General features: G+C 64.8%; 19 protein-coding genes. 13 read left to right on the top strand and 6 right to left on the bottom strand.

The window, feature by feature from the left end:
• Positions 1-36: 36 nt before the first annotated feature.
• A complete protein-coding gene (locus CEW83_RS01480; protein ID WP_108947762.1) occupies positions 37-1,998 on the bottom strand; it encodes an ATP-dependent DNA helicase in 1,962 nt (653 codons plus the stop codon).
• Between the two features lie 248 nt (positions 1,999-2,246).
• Between CEW83_RS01480 and CEW83_RS01475 the strand changes: the two genes are divergently transcribed.
• The 13 genes from CEW83_RS01475 to gspN all read left to right on the top strand — a co-directional run bounded on the left by CEW83_RS01475 (position 2,247) and on the right by gspN (position 15,005).
• On the top strand, positions 2,247-4,172 hold the full coding sequence (locus tag CEW83_RS01475; RefSeq protein ID WP_108947761.1) for a PhoX family protein: 1,926 nt from the start codon (positions 2,247-2,249) through the stop codon (positions 4,170-4,172).
• A 200-nt stretch (positions 4,173-4,372) separates the two neighbouring features.
• Positions 4,373-4,873, top strand: coding sequence for an alpha-1,2-mannosidase (locus tag CEW83_RS01470; RefSeq protein WP_108947760.1), 501 nt, complete (start codon positions 4,373-4,375; stop codon positions 4,871-4,873).
• A gap of 12 nt (positions 4,874-4,885) precedes the next feature.
• A complete protein-coding gene (gspD, locus tag CEW83_RS01465; RefSeq protein ID WP_108947759.1) occupies positions 4,886-6,994 on the top strand; it encodes a type II secretion system secretin GspD in 2,109 nt (702 codons plus the stop codon).
• Between the two features lie 9 nt (positions 6,995-7,003).
• Positions 7,004-8,467, top strand: coding sequence for a type II secretion system ATPase GspE (gene gspE / locus CEW83_RS01460; RefSeq protein ID WP_108951123.1), 1,464 nt, complete (start codon positions 7,004-7,006; stop codon positions 8,465-8,467).
• Between the two features lie 7 nt (positions 8,468-8,474).
• Positions 8,475-9,677 (top strand): type II secretion system inner membrane protein GspF, encoded by a 1,203-nt coding sequence (gene gspF, locus CEW83_RS01455; RefSeq protein WP_108947758.1) that lies wholly within the window; start codon positions 8,475-8,477, stop codon positions 9,675-9,677.
• A gap of 5 nt (positions 9,678-9,682) precedes the next feature.
• The gene (gene gspG, locus CEW83_RS01450) at positions 9,683-10,144 is read left to right on the top strand and encodes a type II secretion system major pseudopilin GspG (RefSeq protein WP_108951122.1); all 462 of its coding nucleotides are present in this window, start codon (positions 9,683-9,685) and stop codon (positions 10,142-10,144) included.
• Positions 10,132-10,656, top strand: a complete 525-nt coding sequence (locus tag CEW83_RS01445; protein WP_108947757.1) for a prepilin-type N-terminal cleavage/methylation domain-containing protein — start codon at positions 10,132-10,134, stop codon at positions 10,654-10,656. The genes gspG and CEW83_RS01445 overlap by 13 nt, the downstream gene beginning before the upstream one ends.
• Positions 10,653-11,045: a type II secretion system minor pseudopilin GspI gene (gspI, locus tag CEW83_RS01440; RefSeq protein WP_108947756.1), complete on the top strand. Its 393-nt coding sequence runs from the start codon at positions 10,653-10,655 to the stop codon at positions 11,043-11,045. Before CEW83_RS01445 ends, gspI begins: the two co-directional genes overlap by 4 nt.
• Positions 11,042-11,641 carry a type II secretion system minor pseudopilin GspJ gene (gene gspJ / locus CEW83_RS01435; RefSeq protein ID WP_108947755.1) on the top strand — a complete coding sequence of 200 codons (600 nt, stop codon included), beginning with the start codon at positions 11,042-11,044 and terminating at the stop codon, positions 11,639-11,641. Before gspI ends, gspJ begins: the two co-directional genes overlap by 4 nt.
• Positions 11,604-12,527, top strand: a complete 924-nt coding sequence (gene gspK, locus CEW83_RS01430) for a type II secretion system minor pseudopilin GspK (RefSeq protein WP_108947754.1) — start codon at positions 11,604-11,606, stop codon at positions 12,525-12,527. The genes gspJ and gspK overlap by 38 nt, the downstream gene beginning before the upstream one ends.
• Positions 12,524-13,723 (top strand): type II secretion system protein GspL, encoded by a 1,200-nt coding sequence (gene gspL / locus CEW83_RS01425; RefSeq protein ID WP_108947753.1) that lies wholly within the window; start codon positions 12,524-12,526, stop codon positions 13,721-13,723. The genes gspK and gspL overlap by 4 nt, the downstream gene beginning before the upstream one ends.
• A gap of 35 nt (positions 13,724-13,758) precedes the next feature.
• The gene (gspM, locus tag CEW83_RS01420; RefSeq protein WP_108947752.1) at positions 13,759-14,271 is read left to right on the top strand and encodes a type II secretion system protein GspM; all 513 of its coding nucleotides are present in this window, start codon (positions 13,759-13,761) and stop codon (positions 14,269-14,271) included.
• Entirely contained in the window at positions 14,268-15,005 is a 738-nt protein-coding gene (gene gspN, locus CEW83_RS01415; protein ID WP_108947751.1) for a type II secretion system protein N, read from the top strand. The genes gspM and gspN overlap by 4 nt, the downstream gene beginning before the upstream one ends.
• Positions 15,006-15,027: 22 nt before the next feature.
• Here the strand turns inward: gspN and zapE are convergent, their stop codons facing one another.
• The 5 genes from zapE to gltA all read right to left on the bottom strand — a co-directional run bounded on the left by zapE (position 15,028) and on the right by gltA (position 23,322).
• Positions 15,028-16,140 (bottom strand): cell division protein ZapE, encoded by a 1,113-nt coding sequence (gene zapE, locus CEW83_RS01410; protein WP_108947750.1) that lies wholly within the window; start codon positions 16,138-16,140, stop codon positions 15,028-15,030.
• Positions 16,141-16,281: 141 nt separating this feature from the next.
• Positions 16,282-17,706, bottom strand: a complete 1,425-nt coding sequence (gene lpdA / locus CEW83_RS01405) for a dihydrolipoyl dehydrogenase (protein ID WP_108947749.1) — start codon at positions 17,704-17,706, stop codon at positions 16,282-16,284.
• A gap of 87 nt (positions 17,707-17,793) precedes the next feature.
• Positions 17,794-18,993, bottom strand: a complete 1,200-nt coding sequence (gene odhB, locus CEW83_RS01400; protein ID WP_108947748.1) for a 2-oxoglutarate dehydrogenase complex dihydrolipoyllysine-residue succinyltransferase — start codon at positions 18,991-18,993, stop codon at positions 17,794-17,796.
• A gap of 21 nt (positions 18,994-19,014) precedes the next feature.
• The gene (locus tag CEW83_RS01395) at positions 19,015-21,867 is read right to left on the bottom strand and encodes a 2-oxoglutarate dehydrogenase E1 component (protein WP_420094087.1); all 2,853 of its coding nucleotides are present in this window, start codon (positions 21,865-21,867) and stop codon (positions 19,015-19,017) included.
• A gap of 159 nt (positions 21,868-22,026) precedes the next feature.
• A complete protein-coding gene (gene gltA, locus CEW83_RS01390; RefSeq protein ID WP_108947746.1) occupies positions 22,027-23,322 on the bottom strand; it encodes a citrate synthase in 1,296 nt (431 codons plus the stop codon).
• Positions 23,323-23,334: the final 12 nt, after the last annotated feature.

Below are 23,334 nucleotides of genomic sequence, written 5' to 3'. Positions count from 1 at the left end.
GCAAACAGGCTGTGACGGTGTGCGGCGCAGCCGGATTCAGTCGGCACTTCGCGGAGGCGGCAGGTTTTCGAGAAAGGCGACCGCCTCGCCCTCGACACGGGTCCGGCGCATCGGCGGCAGGCTGCGCCACACCACCTTGCCGTAGGACTTCTCGATCATGCGCGGGTCGCAGATGCACAGCACGCCGCTGTCACGCTCGGTACGGATCAGCCGCCCGGCGCCCTGCTTCATGCTGATGACCGCGCGTGGCAACTGATGGTGAATGAAAGGGCTCAAGCCCTGACGCTGCATGTGCTCAACGCGGGCGGCAAGCACCGGATCGTCAGGCGGCGCAAAGGGCAGCTTGTCGATCACCACCAGCGACAGCGCGTCGCCGGGCACGTCGACGCCTTCCCAGAAGCTCTGGCTGGCCACGAGCACCGCATTGCCGAGCTTGCGGAAACGGTCCAACAGTTCGGTACGCGAACCTTCACCCTGCAGCAGCAAGGGCAGCGGATCATTGGCCTGCTGCAGCCCGTCCGCGATCAGCTCGTGCACCCGGCGCATCGCACGCAGGGAGGTGCACAGCACGAAAGCGCGCCCGCGCGCGGCGCGGATCAGCGGCAGCGCGGTACGGGCAACCGCCTCGATGTAGTCGGGCGAGTTGGGGTCGGGCATGCCTTGCGGCGCATACAGGAGCGCCTGAGTAGCGTAGTCGAAGGGGCTGCCCCAGACCGCGGTCATCGGCGGCGGGTCCATCCACGCCAGCCCGAGCTCGCGGTTGTAATGACCGAAGTCAGCCTTGCCGACGGCGAGCGTGGCCGAGGTAAACACCCAGGCCCGCGGCTGCGCCTCGAGCTGACGCTTGAAGACGTCGGACACATGCAGCGGCGTGGCATTGAGCGCCAGCGACTGGGCAAAGATCTCCACCCAGCGGATCAGATCCTTCTCTTCAGGGCTGAGCCAGCGCCGCAGCCGCTCGCTCATTTCCTGCGCCCGGCGCAAGCAGTTCGCGAGCCCCTCCGAACGTTCGGCCTGTGTATCGAGCACGACCTCCATCTTGTCGAGCGCGGCTGCAAGTGCGTCCACCTGCGCGGTAAAGTCCTCTTTCTCCGCCGCCTGTGCCGCGGACATGCGGGTGCTCTCGGTGCCGAACACCAATCGCAGGTCACGTGCCGCTTTCTCGAGCGCCCGGGTCTCGTCGATCAGGGCGATGCAGTCGCGCGCGCCGGAGACGGTCTCCGAGCGCGTATCGCGCGCCAGCTCCAGCACCTGTGAAGTCGACACCGTTTCGCCAAAGAACAGGCTGGCCGTCTCCGGCAGCTGATGCGCCTCGTCGAAGATCACGGCATTGCAGGCAGGCAACAATTCGCCCATGCCTTCGTCGCGCAGCATCACGTCGGCAAAGAAGAGGTGATGGTTCACCACCACTACATCGGCTTCCATCGCTGTGCGGCGCGCCTGCATGACGAAGCACTCCTTCACCTGCGGGCAGTCCTGTCCGAGGCAGTTGTCGCGGGTGGAGGTCGCCGCGATCCACGCTGCGGAGTCTTCGCGCACATCGGTGCATTCGGCCTTGTCGCCGCTCTGGGTGACGCGGGCAAAGCGCGAGATGGCGCGCAGGTCGGCCGCGTCCTGCGGCGTCTGGAAGCGCCCGTCGCGCTCGTTACGCTCGAGGTGGTAATGGCACACGTAATTGGCGCGCCCCTTGAGCAGCGCAATCGACACCGGCACCTTGAGCGCGGCCCGCACCGTCGGGAGGTCGCGATTGAAGAGCTGATCCTGCAGCGTCTTCGTGCCGGTGGACACGATCACCTTGCCACCCGACATCAGTGCTGGCACGAGATAGGCGAAGGTCTTGCCCGTCCCCGTCCCCGCCTCAGCCACCAGCACACGGTTGCCGCGAATGGCTTCACCGATCTTCTGCGCCATCTCGACCTGCTGCGGGCGCGGACGATAGCCGGGAATCGCCTGCACCAGCGGGCCATCGGACGAAAAGAGATGGGCGAAGTCGGTCATGAAAAGCGCAGGCAAAGCGGCATTCTAAGCCAAGCGTCCTGCCCGGTGCCCGTTGGCACACGCGTAATCGCACGAATGTGGAGCAGACCCGGCCCTGCCCCCGGGCGCCGGGACCGTCGCGCAGACACGGCGTCACCAGGCGCCAGACACACTAATTGGGGCACGGATGAGGTCGCCGCGCTCCGTTTCACGCCATTGCAATATGTCGTGCCCAGAATCCGGGTCTCTTATCCCCCCGGAGAACATGAATGTCTCAGTCAACGCCGCTCGATTCCGAAGACCTGCCGACCAATACCTCCAGCAACGAACACTTCCAGTCGGTCGTGAATCGCGCCGTCAGCCGCCGTGGCTTCTTCAAGACCGGTCTCGGCCTGTCGGCCGCTGCCTTCATGTCAGGCGGTCTGAGCGGCTGCATCATCGAGGTCAATCCCAAGCCGCCGGCAGGCCCGCTCCTCGGCTTCACCGCCATCCCGACGTCGACCGACGACAGCGTCGCCGTCGCCCCGGGTTACACGGCAACCGTGTTCGCGCCGTGGGGCACGCCGCTCTTTTCCACCGGTCCAGGTTCGACCTGGGCCAGCGACGCCAGCGACGATGCCGCAGCCCAGGCTCGTCAGGTCGGCGACAACCACGACGGCATTCACTACTTTGCGCTCAACGGCAGCAAGGAAGGCCTGCTGGTGATGAACCACGAATACGTGAACACTCGCCACCTGTTTGCCGATGGCGTTTCGAACAGCGCTGACGATGCCTACAAGGCCATCCACGCCCACGGCGTATCGGTCATTCACATCAAGCTCAGGAGCGGCAAGTGGGAGATCGTCATCGACTCCCAGTACAACCGTCGCATCACCGGCGACACGCCGATGCTGATCACCGGACCTGCTGCAGGCGACGCGCTGATGAAGACCAGCGCCGATGCGTCGGGCACCCTGGTTCGCGGCACGCTGAACAACTGCGGCAACGGTTACACGCCGTGGGGCACCTACCTGACCTGTGAAGAAAACTTCAACCAGTACTTCGGCACCCGCAGCGGCAGCGACACGCGCACGACTGCGCAGAAGCGCTATGGCGTCAGCGGTCAGACCACCGGCTACGGCTGGGAGCAATACATCGACCGTTTCGACTACGCGAAGGAGCCCAACGAATCGAACCGTTTCGGCTGGATCGTGGAGATCGACCCCTTCGACCGTCATTCGACACCGAAGAAGCGCACCGCACTCGGTCGCATCAAGCATGAGAATGCTGCCTACACCCTGACCCCCGACAATCATGTCGTGGTGTACATGGGTGACGACCAGGCCAACGACTACATCTACAAGTTCGTATCCGATGGTGTCTACACCAAGGGCAACGACCGTGCCAACGCCAACCTGCTGGACTCGGGCAAGCTCTATGTTGCCCGCTTCAACGATGGCTCGACCACGGGCGACTTCATGGGCAATGGCGAGTGGATCCTGCTCGACAAGACGGCCAATGCCACCCTCGCCGCCGATGCACGCTTTGCCAGCCAGGCCGAAGTGCTGATTCATACCCGGCTTGCTGCAGACGCTGTCGGCGCCACCAAGATGGATCGCCCGGAATGGGTCACCGTTCATCCGAGCACCGGCGAAGTCTATGCAACCCTGACCAACAACTCGGGCCGCTCCGTCACCGACGACGCCAACCCCCGTACCGCCAACCGCTACGGCCAGATCGTGCGCTGGCGCGAAACCGGTGGCGACGCAGCCGCACTGACCTTCGAGTGGGACATCTTCGTACTGGCCGGCAATCCGAACGTCTACCCCGATCGCAGCAACCTCAAGTCGGGCTCGGACAACGTCACCGTCGATAACACCTTCAACAGCCCGGACGGCCTTGCCTTCGACGACGCCGGCCGCCTGTGGATCCAGACCGACGGCAACTACAGCAACAGCGGCGAGTACGCTGGCCAGGGCAACAACCAGATGCTGTGTGCCGACCCCACGACCAAGGAGATCCGCCGCTTCTTCACCGGCCCGAAGGAGTGCGAGATCACCGGCGTCACCTTCACCCCGGACAGCAAGACCATGTTCATCAACATCCAGCATCCGGGTGAAGGCGGCAACAGCAACTGGCCGGAGGGCGGCAGCGCACGCCCGCGTTCGGCCACGATCATCATCACCAAGAACGACGGTGGCGTGATCGGCACCTGATCGTCCCAGCCCGCTCCCTTGCCTCCGCAGGGCCAAGGGCCGAGCCCGGTGCTGCATTCCCGAAGAAGGGGATGCAGCACCGGGTATTCCTGCGCTCCTGAACCCCAGCCCGGCGCCCCCCCATTCTCAACCCATTTTCAACCCATGCCTTCATGTGCTTGCTCCACCCTGCTGCAAGCCCGGCAGCCCCATGCATCGCAATGATCTCCCTGCCCGCCATCGTCCGTCGCCTTGAGGCCTGGCTGCCTGTGCTGGCCTGGGGCCTTGCGCTGAGTGTCGCGGCGTGGACGTGCGCGACGGTCTTCTGGCAACTCACCGCACCCGATCCGGTCAGCGCACTGCCGTCGCACACTGCAGACCCCAGAAGCGCGGCGCGCGACATCGTGCGTGCGCTCGGCAGCGGCGAAAGCGAACCCGCGCCCCACACGCAAGTGCACACCGACTACCAGCTGATCGGCCTCGCGACCGGCTTCGGCCAGCGACCGGGCTTCGCCCTGCTGCGCAGACCAGACGGAGAAACACTTGCACTCCTGCAGGACGAAACGCTGGCAGACGGGCTGCGCCTGGTGCGAATCCTGCCTGACCGGATCGAACTCGCTGCGGACGGACGCACCGTGGCGTTGCACATGACAGGGGCGGACAGCACGACCTCGCCGGTCGCCACCAGCGACACCCGCACCGATGCCATCTCAACGGATTGAACCCAAACCACCATGCTGCTTGTCTCCCGCCTGCGTCGTCTCGTCCTGCTTGCCGCCTTTCTGCCCTTGCCATTGTTCGCGGCCGACGACCCGGTGTCGCTCAACTTCCAGAACGCCGACATCGATGCGGTCATTCAGGCCATCGGCAAGCTCTCCGGTACGAACTTCCTCGTTGATCCCCGGGTAAAAGGCAAGATCAACATCGTCACCAACACGCCGGTGGCACGCGAGCTTGCGTATCAGATCCTGCTCTCGGCGCTACGCCTGCAGGGCTATACCGCCGTCGAGGACAAGGGGGTGACCAAGATCGTCCCCGAGGCCGATGCCAAGCTGCATGCCGTACCGGTGGGCAGAGACGTCGCAGCAGCCGGGGGCGATCGCCTGGTGACACAGGTATTCGCACTCCGCCATGAGTCGGCAGCGCAGATGGTGTCGGTCATTCGCCCGCTGGTTGCGCCGAACAATTCGGTGAGCGCGTTTCCCGCGAACAACGTACTCGTGGTCACCGATTACGCCGGCAACATTGCCCGCATCGCCAGCGTCATCGAATCGCTCGACGTCGTGCAGGGCGACCTCGGCGTGATCGAACTGCGGCACGCTGCGGCCGTCGACCTCGCGCCCCTGCTGTCACGTCTCCTCGCCGAACGCGGCGCAGCGGCCAGCGGCACCGGCGCCGGCGCCGGCGCAGTGCAGATCCTCGCCGAACCCAACAGCAACAGCCTGCTGGTGCGCGCCGACACGCCCAGCCGCATCTCCGCAGTGCGCCAGCTCGTGGCGAGCCTCGACCGCCCCGGCGCCGCAGGAAACATCCATGTCGTCTACCTGAAGAACGCCGACGCAGTCCAGGTCGCCGACACGCTCAATGCCACGCTGAGCGGCAGCGGCGTCACCGATACGCAGGGCAGTGCCATGCTGAGCAGCACGGGTGCGAGCAGCGCCAGCGCAGCAGCGGGCGGCGACGCGATGGGCATCGCCGCGTCGGCCTCCCGCAGCAGTTCGACGAACAAGCGCACGCGAAGTGACACCGGCACGGGCGGCGCAGTCCAGGCAGACCCGGTCAACAACGCGCTGATCATCAACGCCCCTGAGGCCATCTACCGCAATCTGAGAGTGGTGATCGACCAGCTCGACCGTCGCCGCGCACAGGTGTACATCGAAGCGCTGATCGCCGAGATCTCGACCGAGCGCGCCGCGGAGTTCGGCATCCAGTGGGCGGCGGGCGACAACAGCGGCAGCGCAGCCATTGTCGGCGGCACCTCGTTCAGCAGCGGCGGCAACAACCTGATGCAACTCATCACCGGCGCAGCAAGTGGCACCATGGCCACGCCCGGCAACGGCCTGACACTCGCCGTAGGCAACGGCAAGGTGACCATTCCCGGTGTTGGCGAGATCATCCGCCTCGGCATGCTTGCCCGCTTCCTCGAAAACGAAGTGAGCGCCAACATCCTGTCCACGCCCAACATCGTCACCCTCGACAACGAGGAGGCCAAGATCGTCGTCGGCCGCAACGTGCCCTTCGTCACCGGCCAATACACCAACACCGGCTCAGGCAGCACCGTCAGCAACCCGTTCCAGACCATCGAGCGCAAGGACGTCGGTCTCACGCTCAAGGTCAAGCCGCAGATCTCGGAAGGGGGCTCGATCCGCCTGGCGATCTACCAGGAAGCCTCGGCCGTGGTCGCCAGCACCGACACCGGCAACGGCCCCACCACCACCAAACGTTCGATCGAGTCCATGGTCATGATCGACGACGGCGCCATCATCGCGCTCGGCGGGCTGGTAGAGGACAGCTACAGCGGCGGAGAGGAGAAGATTCCGCTGCTGGGCGACGTGCCGGTGGCCGGCGCCCTGTTCCGCTACGACACGCGCAAGCGCACCAAGACCAACCTGGTCGTGTTCCTGCGTCCGGTCATCCTGCGCGAGCGCGAGGACTACGCCGGCATCACCCGCTCGCGCTACGACTACGTGATCGGCGAACAACGCGCCTCCGCCAGCAAGCGCGATCTGCTGCGTGGCGAACCCGGCACGCCGGAGCTGCCCGCCTTCGACAGCCCCGCCCCGGCTGTTCCGCGCACCGCGCCGGCACCGGTCGAGGAAGCCGAAGTCCGTCGCATCGACTAGGCGATGAACATGGCGCCCAACCTGCCCTACGCCTTTGCCCGTCGCCACGGCGTGCTTGTCACCGCGATCGGCACCGAACACGCCGACGTGCTGCTGCGCGAGGACGCCAGCCTCGCCGCAGTGGCCGAGGTGCGCCGCCACCTCGGCCTGCCGCTGCAGCTCGCGACGGTGCCAAAGGCGAGCTTCGACACGCATCTGGCGGAAACCTACAGCGCCGGAGACGGCAGCGCCGCCGAGATCGTTGCCGACGTCGGGCTCGAGGTCGATCTTGCGCAGCTGATGACTGAGTTGCCCGCGGTCGAAGACCTGCTCGAATCGCAGGACGATGCGCCGGTGATCCGCATGATCAATGCGCTGCTGACCCAAGCGGTGCGCGAAGCGGCTTCGGACGTGCATATCGAACCCTACGAGCATCATTCGGTGGTGCGCCTGCGCCGAGACGGCGTGCTGCGTGACATCGCGCGCCCGCACCGTGGCCTGCATGCGGCGATGGCCTCGCGCATCAAGATCATGGCCAGCCTCGACATCGCCGAGAAGCGTCTGCCACAGGACGGCCGCATCACGCTGCGCCTTGCAGGCCGCCAGGTGGACGTGCGCGTCTCCACGCTGCCCACCACACACGGCGAACGCCTGGTGCTGCGTCTGCTGGACAAGGGCAACGCGCTGATTGGGCTCGAACGCATCGGCATGGCAGACGACATCCGCGCCCGCTTCGCGGACCTGCTCACGCAGCCCCACGGCATCCTGCTCGTCACCGGCCCCACCGGCTCGGGCAAGAGCACCACGCTGTACGCCGCACTGCAGACCATGGACTGCGATCGCCAGAACATCGTCACTGTCGAGGATCCGGTCGAATACGACCTCCCCGGCGTCGCCCAGATCCAGGTCAATCCACGCATCGAACTCGACTTTGCGCGGGCCCTCCGCGCCATCCTTCGCCAGGACCCGGACGTGATCCTGATCGGCGAAATCCGCGACGTCGAAACCGCGCGCATCGCCGTTCAGGCCAGCCTCACCGGCCACCTCGTGCTCGCCACGCTGCACACCAACGACGCGGCGTCGGCCATCACCCGTCTGGTCGACATGGGCATCGAGCCTTTCCTGCTCGCTTCCAGCATCCGCGGCGTGCTCGCGCAGCGACTGGTGCGGCGCCTGTGCCCGACCTGCCGCAGTCCGCAGTCTGCCAGCGACAGCGAACGTACCCTGATCGGTGCCGACTGCCCGGAGACGCTGTGGCAGGCCAGCGGCTGCGCCGAGTGCGGGCATACCGGCTATCAGCGCCGCAGTGGCATCTACGAGTTGCTGACGGTGGACGCCGAGGCTGCCCGCCTGATCCATGACGACGCCGGCGAAGCTGCCTTGCGCGCCCATGCGCGCAAGGGTGGCGCCCGCGGACTGCGCGAGGACGGCCTTCGACTGCTCGCCGACGGCACGACCACGGTCGAAGAACTGCTGCGCGCCACCCGCGACTGAGGCCCGGATGACAGCCTTCCGCTACAGCGCACTCGATACCAGCGGCCAATCCACCCAGGGGGTGATCGAGGCCGAGAGCGGCCGTGCCGCGCGCACCCTGCTGCGCGAACGCGGGCTGTTCCCGCTCGATGTGGTCACCGTGTCTGCCACACCCGGCAGTGGCCGGCGGCCGCGCCGGCTCAAGGACGCTGCGCTCGCGCTGCTCACCCGTCAGTGGGCCACCCTGCTCGCCGCAGGCCTCACCGTGGAACAGGCGCTCGCCGCGCTGATCGAGCAGGCCGAGGATGAAGGTCCCCGTCAGCTGCTTGCAGGCCTGCGCTCAGAGATCCTGTCCGGCTACAGCCTGCGAGCGGCGCTGGACCGCTACCCCGCCGCCTTCCCCGCGATCTACCGCGCCTCGGTTGCGGCCGGAGAGAAGTCGGGCGAACTTGCCGAGGTCATGAACCAGCTTGCCGACTATCTGGAGCAGCACGGGCAACTGCAGCAGAAGACGATGCAGGCCCTGCTCTATCCGTTGATCGTCGCCGCCGTTGCCCTGCTGGTGGTGATCGGCCTGATGACCCATGTGGTGCCCCAGGTCGTCGGCGTATTCGCACAGACCAAACAGGCGCTGCCGCCGCTGACGCGCGGCCTGATCGCCGTCTCTGACCTTCTGCGCGACTGGGGCTGGCTGCTGATGCTCGCGCTCGCCGGCGCCGGCCTCTGCGCCCATCTCGCCTTGCGCAACACCGCCGTACGCAGACGCTGGGAAACCCGCCTGCTCGCCCTTCCCGTCATCGGCCGCCACCTGCGCACGCTGGACGCGGCACGCTTTGCCAGCACGCTGTCCATCCTCGCCGGCAGCGGCGTGCCCCTGCTGACCGCGCTCGAAGCCGGGGGCCGCGTGATCGCGCGCCTGCCGATCCGCGATGCAGTCGAGGCTGCGGCCGCCCGCGTGCGCGAGGGACAGAGCCTGGCGCGGGCGCTCGGTGCCACGCGCGCCTTTCCACCGCTGCTGGTGCACATGATCGCCAGCGGTGAGACCACCGGCCGGCTCGACGAACTGCTGGCGCGTGCCGCCCGCCTTCAGCAACAGGAACTCGAAAGCCGCGGCGCCGTGCTCGCGAGCCTGCTAGAACCCGCACTGCTGCTGGCAATGGGCGGCGTCGTGCTGGTGATCGTGCTGGCGGTGATGCAGCCGATCATCGAAATCAACACCCTGATGAAGTGAAGACCATGAAGATAGCCCTCCCCCCGTCCTGCCGCGCAAACGGCCCGCAGACACTGCGCCAGCGCGGCTTCACCCTGATCGAGGTCATGGTGGTGATCGTGATCCTCGGTGTGCTCGCCGCACTCGTCGTGCCCCGCGTCATGAGCCGGCCGGATGAAGCGCGCGTGGTTGCCGCCCGCCAGGACCTCGCCTCCATCATGCAGGCGCTCAAACTGTACCGTCTTGACAACCGGCGTTACCCCACGGCGTCGCAGGGGCTCTCGGCCCTGGTCAGGAAGCCGGACACGACGCCGATCCCCGACAACTGGAAGCCCTATCTCGAGCGCCTGCCGGCCGACCCCTGGGGCGGTGACTACCAGTACCTCAACCCGGGCATCAATGGCGACGTCGACGTCATGAGCTTCGGTGCCGATGGCAAGACCGGCGGCGAAGGATTCGACGCAGACATCGGGTCGTGGCAGTTCTGACCCACACCCGCCGCCTCGCACGCGGCTTCTCGCTCGTCGAACTGATGGTGGTGCTCGCGATTGCCGGCATCATTACCGGCGGCGCCAGCCTTGCAATCGACGGCTTCCGCGCCAACGACGCGGATCTTGCCGTCGAACGCCTGCGCAGCGTGCTCGAAGCCGGAGCCGAACGCGCTGCGGTCCAGGGTCGCCCACTCGCGGTGGAGTTTCTGAGCGACGGCTACCGCTTCGCACAGCTAGACGCGGATGGCCGCTGGCGTGTCGTGGACGGCGATCCGCTCTTCGCCCCGCGCACGCTGCCCGATCCACTCAGTCTCGGCGCGCTGCAGGTACATCAGCGCGTGCCCGCACTGAACACCCAGCCCGCGGATCAGGAACGCCGGCGCCTGATTTTCGGGTCCCGCGCGCCGCGCTTCGATCTCGTCGTGCTCACCGGACACGGCAGCGAACTGTTGCGCGGACAGCCAAATGGCCAGGTGACGCGGATTCGTCGTGGCGAGGCGATGCGATGACTGCTGCCACACACCGGATAGCCCGCCCGGCACGGGGCTTCACGCTGCTCGAAACCCTGGTCGCCCTCGCCATTGTCGCCATTGCCCTTGTGTCGGCGCTGCGCGCCATGGGCAGCACGGCACTGGCAAGCGCCGAGCTGCGCGATCGCACCCTCGCCGACTGGGTGGCCCACGACCGGCTCGCAGCATATCGTGCCAGCGCGAGCTTCCCTGCCACCGGTGTGCACCACGGGCGGACGCGCCAGGGGCCGCTGGAGTTTCAGTGGCGAGAGCGCATCGCCTCTGCATCGAACCGCTCGTTTCGCCGCATCGACGTCGAGGTCATGGACACGGAAAGCGGCCATGTCCTGGCCCGCGCCACCGGCTACACCACCCGGGTGCCGCAATGAGCACACCCCTGCGCAAAGCCGCGCGCGGCATGACCCTGATCGAACTGCTGGTCGCCCTCGCCCTGTTCTCGGTGCTCGGCATGCTGACCTGGCGCGCCACTGCGCAGATGATCGACACACAGGCACGGGTCAGCAGCGAGGTTGAGCGCTGGCGCAGCATCGCGCGTGCGATACACCTGATTGAACTCGAGATTCTTCAGGTCGCCGCGCCTGCACTCCCCGCTACCAGCACGGCATCGCCGGCACTGGCGCTGCTGCGCAGTGCAAACGGGGCCGACAGCGAGCTGCGGCTGATCGCGCTCGGCGGCGAGGGAGAAGGTGCGCGCCGGGTAGGATTCCGCTTCAGCAACGCACAGCTCGAATGGCTGATCTGGCCCGACCGTGAAGCCCTTGGCGCGCCCGAGACCTACCCCCTGCTACAGGATGTCCAAGCCGTGCGCTGGTACTTCCTGACCACCGACGTGGGCAGCACGCAAACACGAAGCGCGCACTGGCCGCTCGCAGGCGGCAAGGGCGACACCTTGCCGGCCGCGATCGAACTCGAACTGGACCTGTCCGATGCCGGCACGATCACCCGTCTGTTCGCGCTGCGCTGAACGTCAGCGCGGCGCCGCCGTCGTGCTCGCCCTGCTCACGGTCACCTTTGCCGCGATGCTGGCCGCCGCCGCGCTGGCCGATTTCGGGCGCGGCCTCGAAGCGGTCACCGGCCGCCGCGATCAGGCACAGTCACGCCAGCTTGCCCGCGCCGCAGTGGACTGGGCACGCCAGGTCCTCGCCCTGGACATGCTGGAAAGCAATGTGGATCACGGTGGCGAAAACTGGACCATCAGGATTCCGCCGACGCAACTCGGCGAAGACGCTGCAGACGGGACGATTGCAGGCGAGATCATCGACCTCTCGGGGCGCTTCAATCTGAACGACCTCGCGCCCGCTGGCCTGCGCAGCAGTGCGGCAGGCGCGCGACTGCAGCGCCTGATGGAGCTGCTCGGCACGTCCCCCGAGTCAGCGCGCGCAAGCGTGATCGCAATGACCGAATGGATCGCAACAGCCCCGCGTGGAGACACTGACCACGCCCCGCACTCAGCACTGGTCGTTGCCGACGAAGTGGCTTCCATTCCGGGCATCGATCACGCGCTGCTGGCGCGGCTCAGACCCTATGTCACCGCGGTGCCGGCACCGGCGCCCGTGAATGTGAACACGGCTGCGGCCGAGGTTCTGTCCAGCCTGGTCCCGGGCCTCGGCATCGATTCTGCCCGAGTGCTGGTTGCCGAACGTGAGCGCGCATGGTTCCGCGACCTGGCCGACTTCAACGCGCGGCTGCCGCAAGGCACAACACCGCCTGCGGCGCAGCTCGCCAGTGTCAGCAGCCGCCACTTCCTGGTCACGATACACGCCAGTTACGGCATCTCCGTCACCCGTCTCGAAGCCCTTCTCGATCGCCAGAAACCCTGGCCCGAACTCCTGTGGTACCGCATCCCATGACGACACGCCTGCGCATCCGCATCGATGAACACTGGCCACGCGACCCGGCTACCCACTGGGTTCTGCTCGACGCAGCAAACACGGTAGTGCAACAAGGCCACAGCGGCCCCGCGCACTGGCCGGTGGCGGATGTGTGCGAGGCCGTGCTCGCCGGCGCGCAGAGCACCTGGCTTGAAGTGCTGCTGCCCGCAAGCCCGCGACGCGAGCGCCCACGCCTGCTGTCCTTTGCGCTTGAGGAGCATCTGGTTGGCGACCCGGACACGCAGCATTTGACCGTGACCCACAGCCAGCCCGAAGACAAGCTGAATCGCACCGGGGTCATCGCCGTCGCACGCGCACGCATGACGCAGGTCCTCGCCCAGTTCGCGCAGATCGGTCGTCCTCTGCGGCGCCTCTGCAGTGCGCTGGAAACGGTTCCGGCTGCGGAAGCACACTGGGTGTTGGCGGTCGAAGCACACTGCACCATCCTGCGTCCGGGCCTTGAACCCGCGATTGCGTTCGACGGATCCACGCCCGAGGCGTTACTGGCCGCGCTGTCATCCGCTCTGCCCATCGCGCTCGCGCGCCGTCGTGCCAGCGCCGCGCTTCCGGCAGCACTGCAAATCCGTATCGCAGACAGGTGCACCACACCCGATACGGGCACTACTGCGTCGCTCCCACTGCGCATCGAACCGGGTCCGGCCTGGCACTGGTGGGAACACGTCGATGCCACCAGCAATCTGCTGCACGGCGAGTTCGCCTCACGGCAGGGTCACGACGCACAGTGGCGGCGGTTTCGGGCGCCCGCAACAATCGTCGCCATCAGCGCAGTCGCCCTGTTCGTCGTCAACCTCACTCACGTTCTGGGTCAGCGCCAGGCCCTGGCGGAACTCGAAGCACGCAGCGCGCGGCTGTTTGAACAAGCCCTGCCCGGCACACCGGCCGTCGCGCCCGCGGCACAGCTCGGCCGCGCACTGGACCGGGCGCGCAGGCAGGCGGGCCAGCTCGGCACCGACGATCTGCTTGCGCTGCTGCACGGCCACCTTGTTGCCACCGGCGTGACACCGCTGACGGTCTCATACGAAGCCGGCACGCTGAGCCTTGCACTGCCACCCCAAACCGAACTCAGCGTACTGCTCACCCGCCTCTCGCTGCACGGCATCAATGCACAGGCGCGCGACGGCAGCCTGCTGTTGAGCGCCGCACCTCAGCCCTGAGCGCCGCAACCGCAAACACACCTTCCGGACCGATCATGATCAACCTCTCACGCTCACGCCTGTACGCCTCCCTTCAGGCGTGGCTCGCAGCACGCGCACCGCGCGAACGTCAGTTAATGCGGGTGGCCGGCTTGCTCCTGCCGCTCGCCGCGGCGTGGGCCACGTTCGACTGGACGTGGTCTGAACAGCAGCGCCTTGCCCTGCGTCTGCCCGCTGCACGGGCCAGCTTCGAGCGCATGCAGGAGGACGCAGCCGCGCTCGCCCGTCTGCGCACGCTGCCCCCGGTCACTGCCGTCTCATCCGCTGCACTTGTTGCTGCGACAAGCACTGCAGCGGAAGCGCGCGGACTGCGTGTCTCTGCCGCAATGAGCGCCGAAGGCGTGGTCGTCAAAGGCAGCGCCACACTTCCCGCACTGGTGGACTGGCTCGCAAGCATTCAGGCCGACCTGCGCCTGCGCCCGATCCGCATGAAGACGACGCCCGGTGGCGACGGACAGTTCGAGGTGGTCCTGCAAGCGTATGACGACGCAGGACTGAACGGCGGATGAAACGGTTTGCACTCTTTGTCCTTGCGCTCCTGTGCATGACTGTCGCCGCCGCACCGTCCGTGCTGCTGGACGCTGCACTGGCATCGGCAAGCGAAGGCCGTGTCCGGCTCGCATCGCCCGCTGGCAGCCTGTGGCATGGGCAGGGCTACCTTGCGCAAGCAGGCGAAGGCAAACAATTCAAGCCCTGGCTCAAGCTCGGATGGCGTTTTGACCCGCCTGCCCTGGTGCACGGTGAAGGCGCGTGGGACGTGGAGGCCGACGGGAAGTCCGCCGCGCGCATCATACTTGGCCTGGATGGCTGGCGAATGGAGGGGCTTGAGATCACCTTGCCGGCGCAGCCCCTGTTCAGTGCACTGGCCCACCCCGCCTTTCATTTTGGATGGCAGGGGTGGCTGGAGGCAGACGGCAAGGGTCTCGAATGCGACTGGCAAAGCGTGTGCACGGGCAATTTCGCCCTGAGCTGGCGCGCAGCCAGCACCGACATCCTGCTCGAACCCCGTCTGGGTGACTACCGGGCCGAAGTCGACGCGGACGGCAGGTCGCTGAACCTGCAACTGTCAAGCACAGCAGGCAGCCCGCTCCAGATCAGTGGCCACATCGACCTGAGTGCAGGCCTGTCACCGGCGCTTGACCTGACCCTGGATGGCAAGCCGGCCATCATCGACCGCCTCGCACCGCTGATCAACAGCATCGCGCAACGCGATGGCACACGCCTGCGGATCAGATCACCGTGACAGACCCGCAAGCGCGCGCGGCTTACTCCACGCGGTGCGGTTCCGCGAGGTAGTCGCGGGTCCGCATTTCCATCAGCCGACTGACGGTACGCACGAACTCATGTGCGTTGTGCCCTTCGGTGTACAGGTCGTGAGCTTCGACCTCCGCGCTCATGATGAGCTTGACCCGATGATCGTAGAGCACATCGATCAGCCAGGTCAGACGCCGCGCCTCGGACGCCTCCCCACCGCGCATCCGTGGCACACCGGAGAGCAGCACGGTGTGATGCTCGCGGGCGATCTCGAGATAGTCGTTCTGCGAGCGGTTGCCACGGCACAGCGTGGCGAAGTCGAACCAGATCACGCCCGCCGCGCTTCCAAGCACCGGCAGGCTGCGGCCGAAGACTTCGATCTCGCCCGGCACGACGTCGGTCGCTGCGAGTCGCTTGAAGTCGTCGCGCATCTTCTGATCCGCTGCCTCGTCGGCAGGCACCAGATAGATCTCGATCTTCTCCAGCGTGCGCAGGCGGTAATCGGTGCCGTGGTCAACTTCAAACACATCGAAGCGACGCTTCATCATCTCGATGGTGGGCAGGAAATTCACCCGCATCAGACCGTTCGGGTAAAGCCCCTCGGGCGGGTAGTTCGAGGTCATGACGAAGATCACGCCACGCGCGAACAAGGCGTCGAGCAAGCGGCCGAGAATCATTGCATCGGCAATGTCGGAAACGTGGAACTCGTCGAAACACAGCAGGCGTGTCTGCCGGGCGATACGGTCGGCAACCTTCTGCAGCGGATCCGCTTCCTGATTGTGATCCTTCAGGTCGTTCTGCACTTCCTGCATGAACGCATGGAAGTGCACCCTGCGTTTGCGCTGATACGGAACCGAGTCGTAGAAGCAATCCATCAGAAAGCTCTTGCCACGCCCCACGCCGCCCCAGAAATACACGCTGCGCGGCATGCGCGGCCGCGCGAACACCTTGCGCAGGGCCGTGCGTCGTGCGGCCTTGAAAGTCACCAGCTCGGTGTAGAGCTGCTGCAGGCGCTGAACGGCAGCGCGTTGCGCCGGGTCGGATTTGTATCCCCGCGCCTTGAGCTGCGCATCGTAGGCATCGAGCATGCCCCGTTCGGGAACATTGAGGGTACGGTGAGGCATCGAAGTGACCGCTAAATGATTGACGAATGATGAGCACAATCATGCAGCCCGCGAAGCGGAGTGCATGGGTAAAAAAGCACAAGGGGTGAAAAACAGGGACAGCGCCCCTGTTTCCCACCCCCTGCTTGCTTAAGCGAACGCTTAGAAGTGCAGCGGGCGCTTGTCGCAGGCGAGCGCTGCTTCGTGCACCACTTCCGACATCGTCGGGTGAGCGTGGCAGATACGCGCCAGATCTTCGGAGCAACCGGCAAACTCCATCGCCACCACTGCTTCGGAGATCAGCTCCGAAGCGCCGGCACCAATGATATGCACGCCGAGGATGCGGTCGGTGTTGGCATCGGCCAGCATCTTGACGAAGCCCGTGGGCTCGCCCATGCCAAGCGCGCGGCCGTTGGCGAGGAACGGGATCTTGCCGACCTTGTATGCGACACCGGCAGCCTTGAGTTGCTGTTCGGTCTTGCCCACCCAGGCAATCTCCGGGCTGGTGTAGATGACCCAGGGCACGGTGTCGAAGTTGCAGTGACCGGCCTGACCCGCCATCAGTTCGGCGACCATCACGGCTTCTTCCATTGCCTTGTGTGCCAGCATCGGGCCGCGCACCACGTCGCCAACCGCCCATACGCCCGGCAGGTTGGTACGGCAGTGGTCGTCGACTTCGATCATGCCACGCTCGGTAATCTTCAGCTCTACCGCTTCGGCGTTGAGACCGTCGGTATTGGGCACACGACCTACTGACACGATCAGACGATCGGCTTCGAGCTTCTGATCCGCGCCGTCCTTGTCCTTGTAGGAAATGACGACGCCCTTCTTGCCAACCTTGACCTCACCGATCTGGACGCCGAAGTTGAACTTCAGCCCCTGCTTGGTGAAGACCTTGAGCGCTTCCTTGGCCACATCCTGATCGGCTGCGGCAAGGAAGTCGGGCATGGCTTCCAGTACCGTCACGTCCGCACCCACACGACGCCACACCGAGCCCATTTCGAGGCCGATCACGCCGGCCCCGATGACTGCCAGCTTCTTCGGTACCGCATCGATATCGAGCGCACCGACGTTGTCGCAGACGATCTTGTTATCGACCGGAATGCCCGGCAGGTGACGCGCCGACGAACCCGTGGCGATGATGACCTGCTTGGCCACGACCAGCTCTTCACCAACCTTGACCTGCCAGCCTGCATCGGACTTGCCGATGAAGGAGCCGTGACCGTTGATCAGGGTGACCTTGTTCTTCTTGAACAGGCCCTTGATGCCGCCGGTAAGCTGGTCGACGATGGTGCTCTTGCGGGCGACCATCTTGGTGACGTCGATCTTGGGCGTACCGACGTTGATGCCTTGGGCTGCGAAGCTGTGACCGGCTTCTTCGAACAGGTGCGAGGTGTGCAGCAGTGCCTTGGAGGGGATGCAGCCCACGTTCAGGCAGGTACCGCCAAGACGCGGCTCGCCCTTGGGGTCGGCATAGGGGTTCGACTCGCAGCAGGCGGTCTTGAAACCCAGTTGAGCAGCGCGGATGGCCGCTACGTAACCGCCGGGACCACCGCCGATGACGAGTACATCGTATTCATGTGCCATGAAAATCTCCCTTGCAGAATCAAAAAGGGGCACACCCGCTCACGGCGAAAACGGCCGGTTCGAATGTGCCCCTGAAGCGTGTTGTTGTTATACGTCGAGGATCAGGCGAGCCGGATCTTCCATCGCTTCCTTCATCGCCACCAGGCCCAGCACGGCCTCGCGACCGTCGATGATGCGGTGGTCGTAGGACATGGCCAGGTAGTTGATCGGACGCACCACAACCTGCCCGTTCTCGACCACGGCACGATCCTTGGTGGCGTGGATGCCGAGGATGGCGGACTGCGGCGGGTTGATGATCGGGGTCGACATCATCGAACCGAACACGCCACCGTTGGAGATCGAGAACGTGCCGCCGGTCAGCTCCTCGAGCGACAGCTTGCCGTCCTTGGCCTTCTGGCCGAACTCGGCAATCTTCTTCTCGATGTCGGCGATCGACATCGACTCGACGTTGCGCAGGATCGGCACAACCAGGCCACGCGGCGAACCGACAGCGATACCGATGTCGATGTAGCCGTGGTAGACGATGTCGTTACCGTCAACCGAAGCGTTCAGGATCGGGTACTTCTTCAGTGCGGCCACTGCGGCCTTGACGAAGAAGCCCATGAAGCCCAGACGCACGCCGTGCGCCTTCTCGAACTTCTCGCCGTACTGCTTGCGCAGGGCCATCACCGGCGCCATGTTCACTTCGTTGAACGTGGTCAGGATGGCATTTTCGTTCTTCGACTGCAGCAGGCGCTCGGCGATACGAGCACGCAGACGCGTCATCGGCACGCGCTCTTCGGCACGGTCGCCAGTCGCCACGACAGCCGGGGCAACTGCAGCCGCGGCGGCGGCCTTGGGCTGAGCACCAACGGCGTCTTCCTTGGTCACACGACCACCGCGACCGGTACCGGACACGTCGGCAGCAGACACGCCTTTCTCGTCGAGGATCTTGCGTGCGGCCGGGCTTGCAGCACCAGCAGCGCTTGAGGTCGCAGCGGCGGGCGGCGGCGTAACCGGCTGAACCGGGGCGGCTGCCGCGGCAGGCGCAGCACCGGCTGAAGCCTTGGCTTCGGTGTCGATCTGGGCAATCAGGTCACCAGAAGCAACGGTATCACCGTCACCCTTGATGATCTTGACCAGCACGCCATCAGCAGGCGCCGGCGTTTCGAGCACGACCTTGTCGGTCTCGATGTCGATCAGGTTTTCGTCGCGTGAAACCGCTTCGCCTTCCTTCTTGTGCCAGGTCACCAGCGTGGCTTCAGAAACGGACTCGGACAGTTGCGGTACTTTGACTTCGATCAGCATGTGGTTTTCTCCCCTTTGTGCTTATACGTTGGGTGACTGAGGCGTGGCGTCCTGAATCGGACCAAAGGCGTTCTCAATCACTTCTTTCTGTTGCTGGTTGTGCTTGGCGTAGTAACCCACGGCAGGCGACGCGGCAGCCGGTCGGCTCACCAGTAGCAGCTTGCGCTTGGTGCCGAGCACGTTGACCAGGTGCTGACGCGAAGCCAGCCAGTACCATGCCCCCTGGTTACGCGGCTCTTCCTGAACCCACACCACTTCCTTGGCGCTCGGGAACTGATTGATCGCCTTGCCGAACTCTTCGGCCGGGAACGGATACAGCTGCTCCAGACGCACCAGTGCGGTATCGGTGATGTTGTGTTCGCGACGGTAGGCAAGCAGTTCGTAGTAGATCTTGCCCTGGCAGATCACCACGCGCTTCACCTTCTTCGGCTCGAGCTTCTCCACTTCGGGAATCACGGTCTGGAAGTGGCCGTTGGCGAGCTCTTCCATCGACGAGATCGCTTCCTTGTGACGAAGCAGCGATTTCGGCGTGATGATGATCAGCGGCTTGCGCAGCTTGCGAATCATCTGACGACGCAGCAGATGGAAGATCTGAGCCGGCGTGGTCGGAACGCAGACCTGCCAGTTGTTCTCGGCGGCCATGTTCATGAAGCGCTCGGGACGTGCAGACGAGTGCTCCGGACCCTGGCCTTCGTAGCCGTGCGGCAGCATCATTACCAGACCGCTCAGACGCCCCCACTTGGCCTCACCAGAACTGATGAACTGGTCGATCACGACCTGCGCACCGTTCACGAAGTCGCCGAACTGCGCTTCCCAGACCACGAGCTCGTTGGGCTCGGCAGTGGAGTAGCCATATTCGAAACCGAGCACCGCCTCTTCGGACAGCACGGAGTCGAAACACTGGAAGCCGGCCTGGCCTTCCTGAATGTGAGCCAGCGGTATGTAAGTGCCTTCATCCCAACGCTCGCGCAGCTGGTCGTGGAGCACCGCATGACGGTGGAAGAAGGTGCTGCGGCCGACGTCTTCACCCGAGATGCGAACAGCGAAGCCCTGCGCCAGCAGACTGGCGTAGGCGAGGTTCTCGCCCATGCCCCAGTCCAGCGGCAACTCGCCGCGGCCCATCGCTGCGCGATCCTGGATGATCTTCTTGACGCGCGACTGCAGGGTGAAATTGTCCGGAATCGCCGTCAGGCGCTCGGACAGGCGCTTGACTTCCTGCACCGGAATCGAGGTAACCGCTTCGTCGGTGTAGGGCTTCTTGAGATAGGGACTCCAATCCACCGAGAACTGACGGTTGTGACCGGACAGCACCGGGTTGTAGAGGAGCTCGCCCTTGTCCAGATGTTCGCGGTACTCGGCGATCATCTTCTCCGGCTCGTCAGTCGCCAGCGTGCCTTCGGCAACCAGGCGATCGGCGTAGATCTTGCGCGTGCCCGGATGCTGCTGAATCTTGCGATACATCAGCGGCTGGGTGACCATCGGCTCGTCCTGCTCATTGTGGCCGAGCTTGCGGTAGCAGACGATGTCGATGACCACGTCCTTCTTGAACTCCTGGCGGAACTCAAGCGCCAGCGCGGTCACGAAGGACACGGCCTCCGGATCGTCACCATTGACGTGGAAAATCGGTGCTTCGACCATCTTGAAGATGTCGGTGCAGTACAGCGAAGAACGGTAGTCGCGCGGATCGGACGTGGTGAAGCCGATCTGGTTGTTCACCACCAGGTGAACCGTACCGCCCGTGCCGTAGCCGCGGGTCTGGGAGAAGTTCAGCATCTCCTGGTTGACACCCTGGCCGGCAACGGCGGAGTCGCCATGCACCAGCACGGCCAGCACCTGGTTCTTCTCCTTGTCCTTGCGGCGCACCTGGCGTGCATAGACCGAACCCGCAACCACCGGATTGATGATCTCGAGGTGGGACGGGTTGAAGGCCAGCGTCAGGTGCATCGGGCCGCCCGGCGTCATGACGTCGCTCGAGAAACCCATGTGGTACTTCACGTCACCCGCGGTCAGGTCCGAAGCGGCCTTGCCCTCGAATTCCGAGAACAGCATCGACGGCGACTTGCCCAGGGTGTTGACCAGCACGTTCAGACGCCCGCGGTGGGCCATGCCGATCACGGTCTCGGCAACGCCAAGGCTGCCGGCAACGCGGATCAGTTCGTCCATCGCGACGATGGTGGATTCACCACCTTCGAGCGAGAAGCGCTTCTGGCCGACGTACTTGGTATGCAGATAACGCTCAAGCGTCTCGGCCGCAGTCGTGCGCTCGAGGATGCGGCGCTTCATGTCGGCGGAGAACTTCGGCGTGCCGCGCACGCTTTCCAGACGGCTCTGGATCCAGCGCTTCTGGGCGATGTCCGTGATGTACATGTACTCGGAGCCGATCGAGCCGCAATACGTCTGGCGCACGGCTTCGAGGATCTCGCGCAGCGTGGCGCGCTCGGTCGAGAAGCCGTGGAAGGAACCGACGTTGAAGCTGCGCGACAGATCCGCTTCGGTAAAGCCGTAATAGGACGGCTCCAGCTCTGCAATCTGCGGACGCTCGGTGCGCTTGAGCGGATCGAGGTTCGCCCAGCGGTTGCCGAGGAAGCGATAGGCATTGATCAGCTGCAGCACTGCCACCTGCAGCTTGTCCTCGCCACCTTCCGACATGACAGTGCGCACGGGGCCACGCTTGGCCATCTGCTCAAACGCAGCAATGATCGGTCCGTGGGCGACGTCGCGCACAGCGGCACCGGCCTGCGCCTGGAGCTTGTCGAAGTAGTCGCGCCAGGCGTCCGACACCGACGCCGGATCAGCCAGATAATTCTCGTAGAGTTCTTCAATGAACGGCGCGTTTGAGCCGAACAAATGAGATGTGTTTTGAAGCTGCTTCATGATGAAAGCCACCTGTTGTGTTCTGAGACCCTGCTTTCTGAAATTTGGGTGAACCAGACCGTAAGTGCCGCACGATGAAAAAACGGGACGGCCGCAAGCGAAGCGACCATCCCGTAGCGGCTAGCGCCGATCCCGTCTCCCTCCCCTCTCCATCGTCTCTTACGGACGCTGACCGATCGGCGTTACGTCGCGGCGTGCCGCCCCAACATACAGCTGGCGAGGACGGCCGATCTTGTACTCCGGGTCGGTGATCATTTCTTCCCACTGGGTGATCCAGCCCACCGTGCGCGCAAGCGCGAAGATGCAGGTGAACATGGAGGTCGGGATGCCCAGTGCCTTCTGCACGATGCCGGAGTAGAAGTCCACATTCGGGTAGAGCTTCTTCTCGACGAAATACGGATCTTCCAGCGCGATCTTCTCGAGCTGCATGGCCAGCTTGAACAGGCGGTCGTTCTCGAGGCCGAGTTCCTTCAGCACTTCGTTGCACACCTTGCGCATCAGTGTGGCGCGCGGGTCGAAGTTCTTGTACACACGGTGACCGAAGCCCATCAGCTTGAAGCTGTCGTTCTTGTCCTTGGCGCGTGCGATGTACTCATCAACACGCGAGACGTCGCCGATTTCTTCCAGCATGTTGAGGCAGGCTTCGTTTGCACCGCCGTGTGCCGGGCCCCACAGGCAGGCGATACCGGCCGAGATGCAGGCAAACGGGTTGGCACCGGAAGAGCCGGCCAGACGCACGGTCGACGTCGAAGCGTTCTGCTCGTGATCGGCGTGCAGCGTGAAGATCACGTCGAGCGCGCGCACCAGCACCGGGTTCGGCTTGTACTCTTCGCACGGGGTACCGAACATCATGTGCATGAAGTTCGCCGTGTAGCTGAGGTCGTTACGCGGGTACATGAACGGCTGCCCGGTGTTGTACTTGTAAGCCATGGCGACGATGGTCGGCAGCTTGGCGATCAGGCGGTTGATCGACACGTTGCGGTGCTCGACGTCCGAGAAGTCCATCGCGTCGTGGTAGAACGCAGACAGCGCGCCAACCACGCCGACCATGATGGCCATCGGGTGGGCGTCACGGCGGAAGCCGTTGAAAAAGCGGGTCAGCTGATCGTGAACCATGGTGTGGTTCTTGATCGTGGTTTCGAACTCGGTCTTCTGCGCAGCGTTCGGAAGCTCACCGTTCTTGAGCAGATAGGCTACTTCCAGGAAGTTGCACTCGTCAGCCAGTTGCTCGATCGGGTAGCCGCGGTACAGCAGTTCGCCCTTGTCACCGTCGATGAAGGTGATCTTGGACTTGCAGCTCGCGGTGGAGAGAAAACCGGAGTCATAGGTAAAGAGGCCGGTTTTTGCGCCCAGCGTGCGAATGTCGATGACATCCTGACCATGGGTCCCGGTCATCACCGAAAAATCGACGGTCTTGCCATCGACGGTTAGGGTTGCAGTGCGTTCAGTGCTCATAGTTCGTCCCTT

The sequence above is a fragment of the Parazoarcus communis genome, assembly GCF_003111645.1.
Taxonomy (GTDB): Bacteria; Pseudomonadota; Gammaproteobacteria; order Burkholderiales; family Rhodocyclaceae; genus Parazoarcus; species Parazoarcus communis_A.
This window is presented reverse-complemented; position numbering and strand designations above follow the sequence as displayed.

What these genes read in the sequence shown, in the direction of transcription:
- gspK (WP_108947754.1), top strand. Translation starts at nt 11,604, where the DNA reads ATGCCGGCACGATCACCCGTCTGTTCGCGCTGCGCTGAACGTCAGCGC.
- gltA (WP_108947746.1), bottom strand. Translation starts at nt 23,322, where the DNA reads ATGAGCACTGAACGCACTGCAACCCTAACCGTCGATGGCAAGACCGTC.
- gspD (WP_108947759.1), top strand. Translation starts at nt 4,886, where the DNA reads ATGCTGCTTGTCTCCCGCCTGCGTCGTCTCGTCCTGCTTGCCGCCTTT.
- gspM (WP_108947752.1), top strand. Translation starts at nt 13,759, where the DNA reads ATGATCAACCTCTCACGCTCACGCCTGTACGCCTCCCTTCAGGCGTGG.
- lpdA (WP_108947749.1), bottom strand. Translation starts at nt 17,706, where the DNA reads ATGGCACATGAATACGATGTACTCGTCATCGGCGGTGGTCCCGGCGGT.
- gspL (WP_108947753.1), top strand. Translation starts at nt 12,524, where the DNA reads ATGACGACACGCCTGCGCATCCGCATCGATGAACACTGGCCACGCGAC.
- zapE (WP_108947750.1), bottom strand. Translation starts at nt 16,140, where the DNA reads ATGCCTCACCGTACCCTCAATGTTCCCGAACGGGGCATGCTCGATGCC.
- odhB (WP_108947748.1), bottom strand. Translation starts at nt 18,993, where the DNA reads ATGCTGATCGAAGTCAAAGTACCGCAACTGTCCGAGTCCGTTTCTGAA.
- CEW83_RS01395 (WP_420094087.1), bottom strand. Translation starts at nt 21,867, where the DNA reads ATGAAGCAGCTTCAAAACACATCTCATTTGTTCGGCTCAAACGCGCCG.
- CEW83_RS01470 (WP_108947760.1), top strand. Translation starts at nt 4,373, where the DNA reads ATGATCTCCCTGCCCGCCATCGTCCGTCGCCTTGAGGCCTGGCTGCCT.
- gspF (WP_108947758.1), top strand. Translation starts at nt 8,475, where the DNA reads ATGACAGCCTTCCGCTACAGCGCACTCGATACCAGCGGCCAATCCACC.
- gspN (WP_108947751.1), top strand. Translation starts at nt 14,268, where the DNA reads ATGAAACGGTTTGCACTCTTTGTCCTTGCGCTCCTGTGCATGACTGTC.
- gspE (WP_108951123.1), top strand. Translation starts at nt 7,004, where the DNA reads ATGGCGCCCAACCTGCCCTACGCCTTTGCCCGTCGCCACGGCGTGCTT.
- gspI (WP_108947756.1), top strand. Translation starts at nt 10,653, where the DNA reads ATGACTGCTGCCACACACCGGATAGCCCGCCCGGCACGGGGCTTCACG.
- CEW83_RS01480 (WP_108947762.1), bottom strand. Translation starts at nt 1,998, where the DNA reads ATGACCGACTTCGCCCATCTCTTTTCGTCCGATGGCCCGCTGGTGCAG.
- CEW83_RS01475 (WP_108947761.1), top strand. Translation starts at nt 2,247, where the DNA reads ATGTCTCAGTCAACGCCGCTCGATTCCGAAGACCTGCCGACCAATACC.
- gspG (WP_108951122.1), top strand. Translation starts at nt 9,683, where the DNA reads ATGAAGATAGCCCTCCCCCCGTCCTGCCGCGCAAACGGCCCGCAGACA.
- gspJ (WP_108947755.1), top strand. Translation starts at nt 11,042, where the DNA reads ATGAGCACACCCCTGCGCAAAGCCGCGCGCGGCATGACCCTGATCGAA.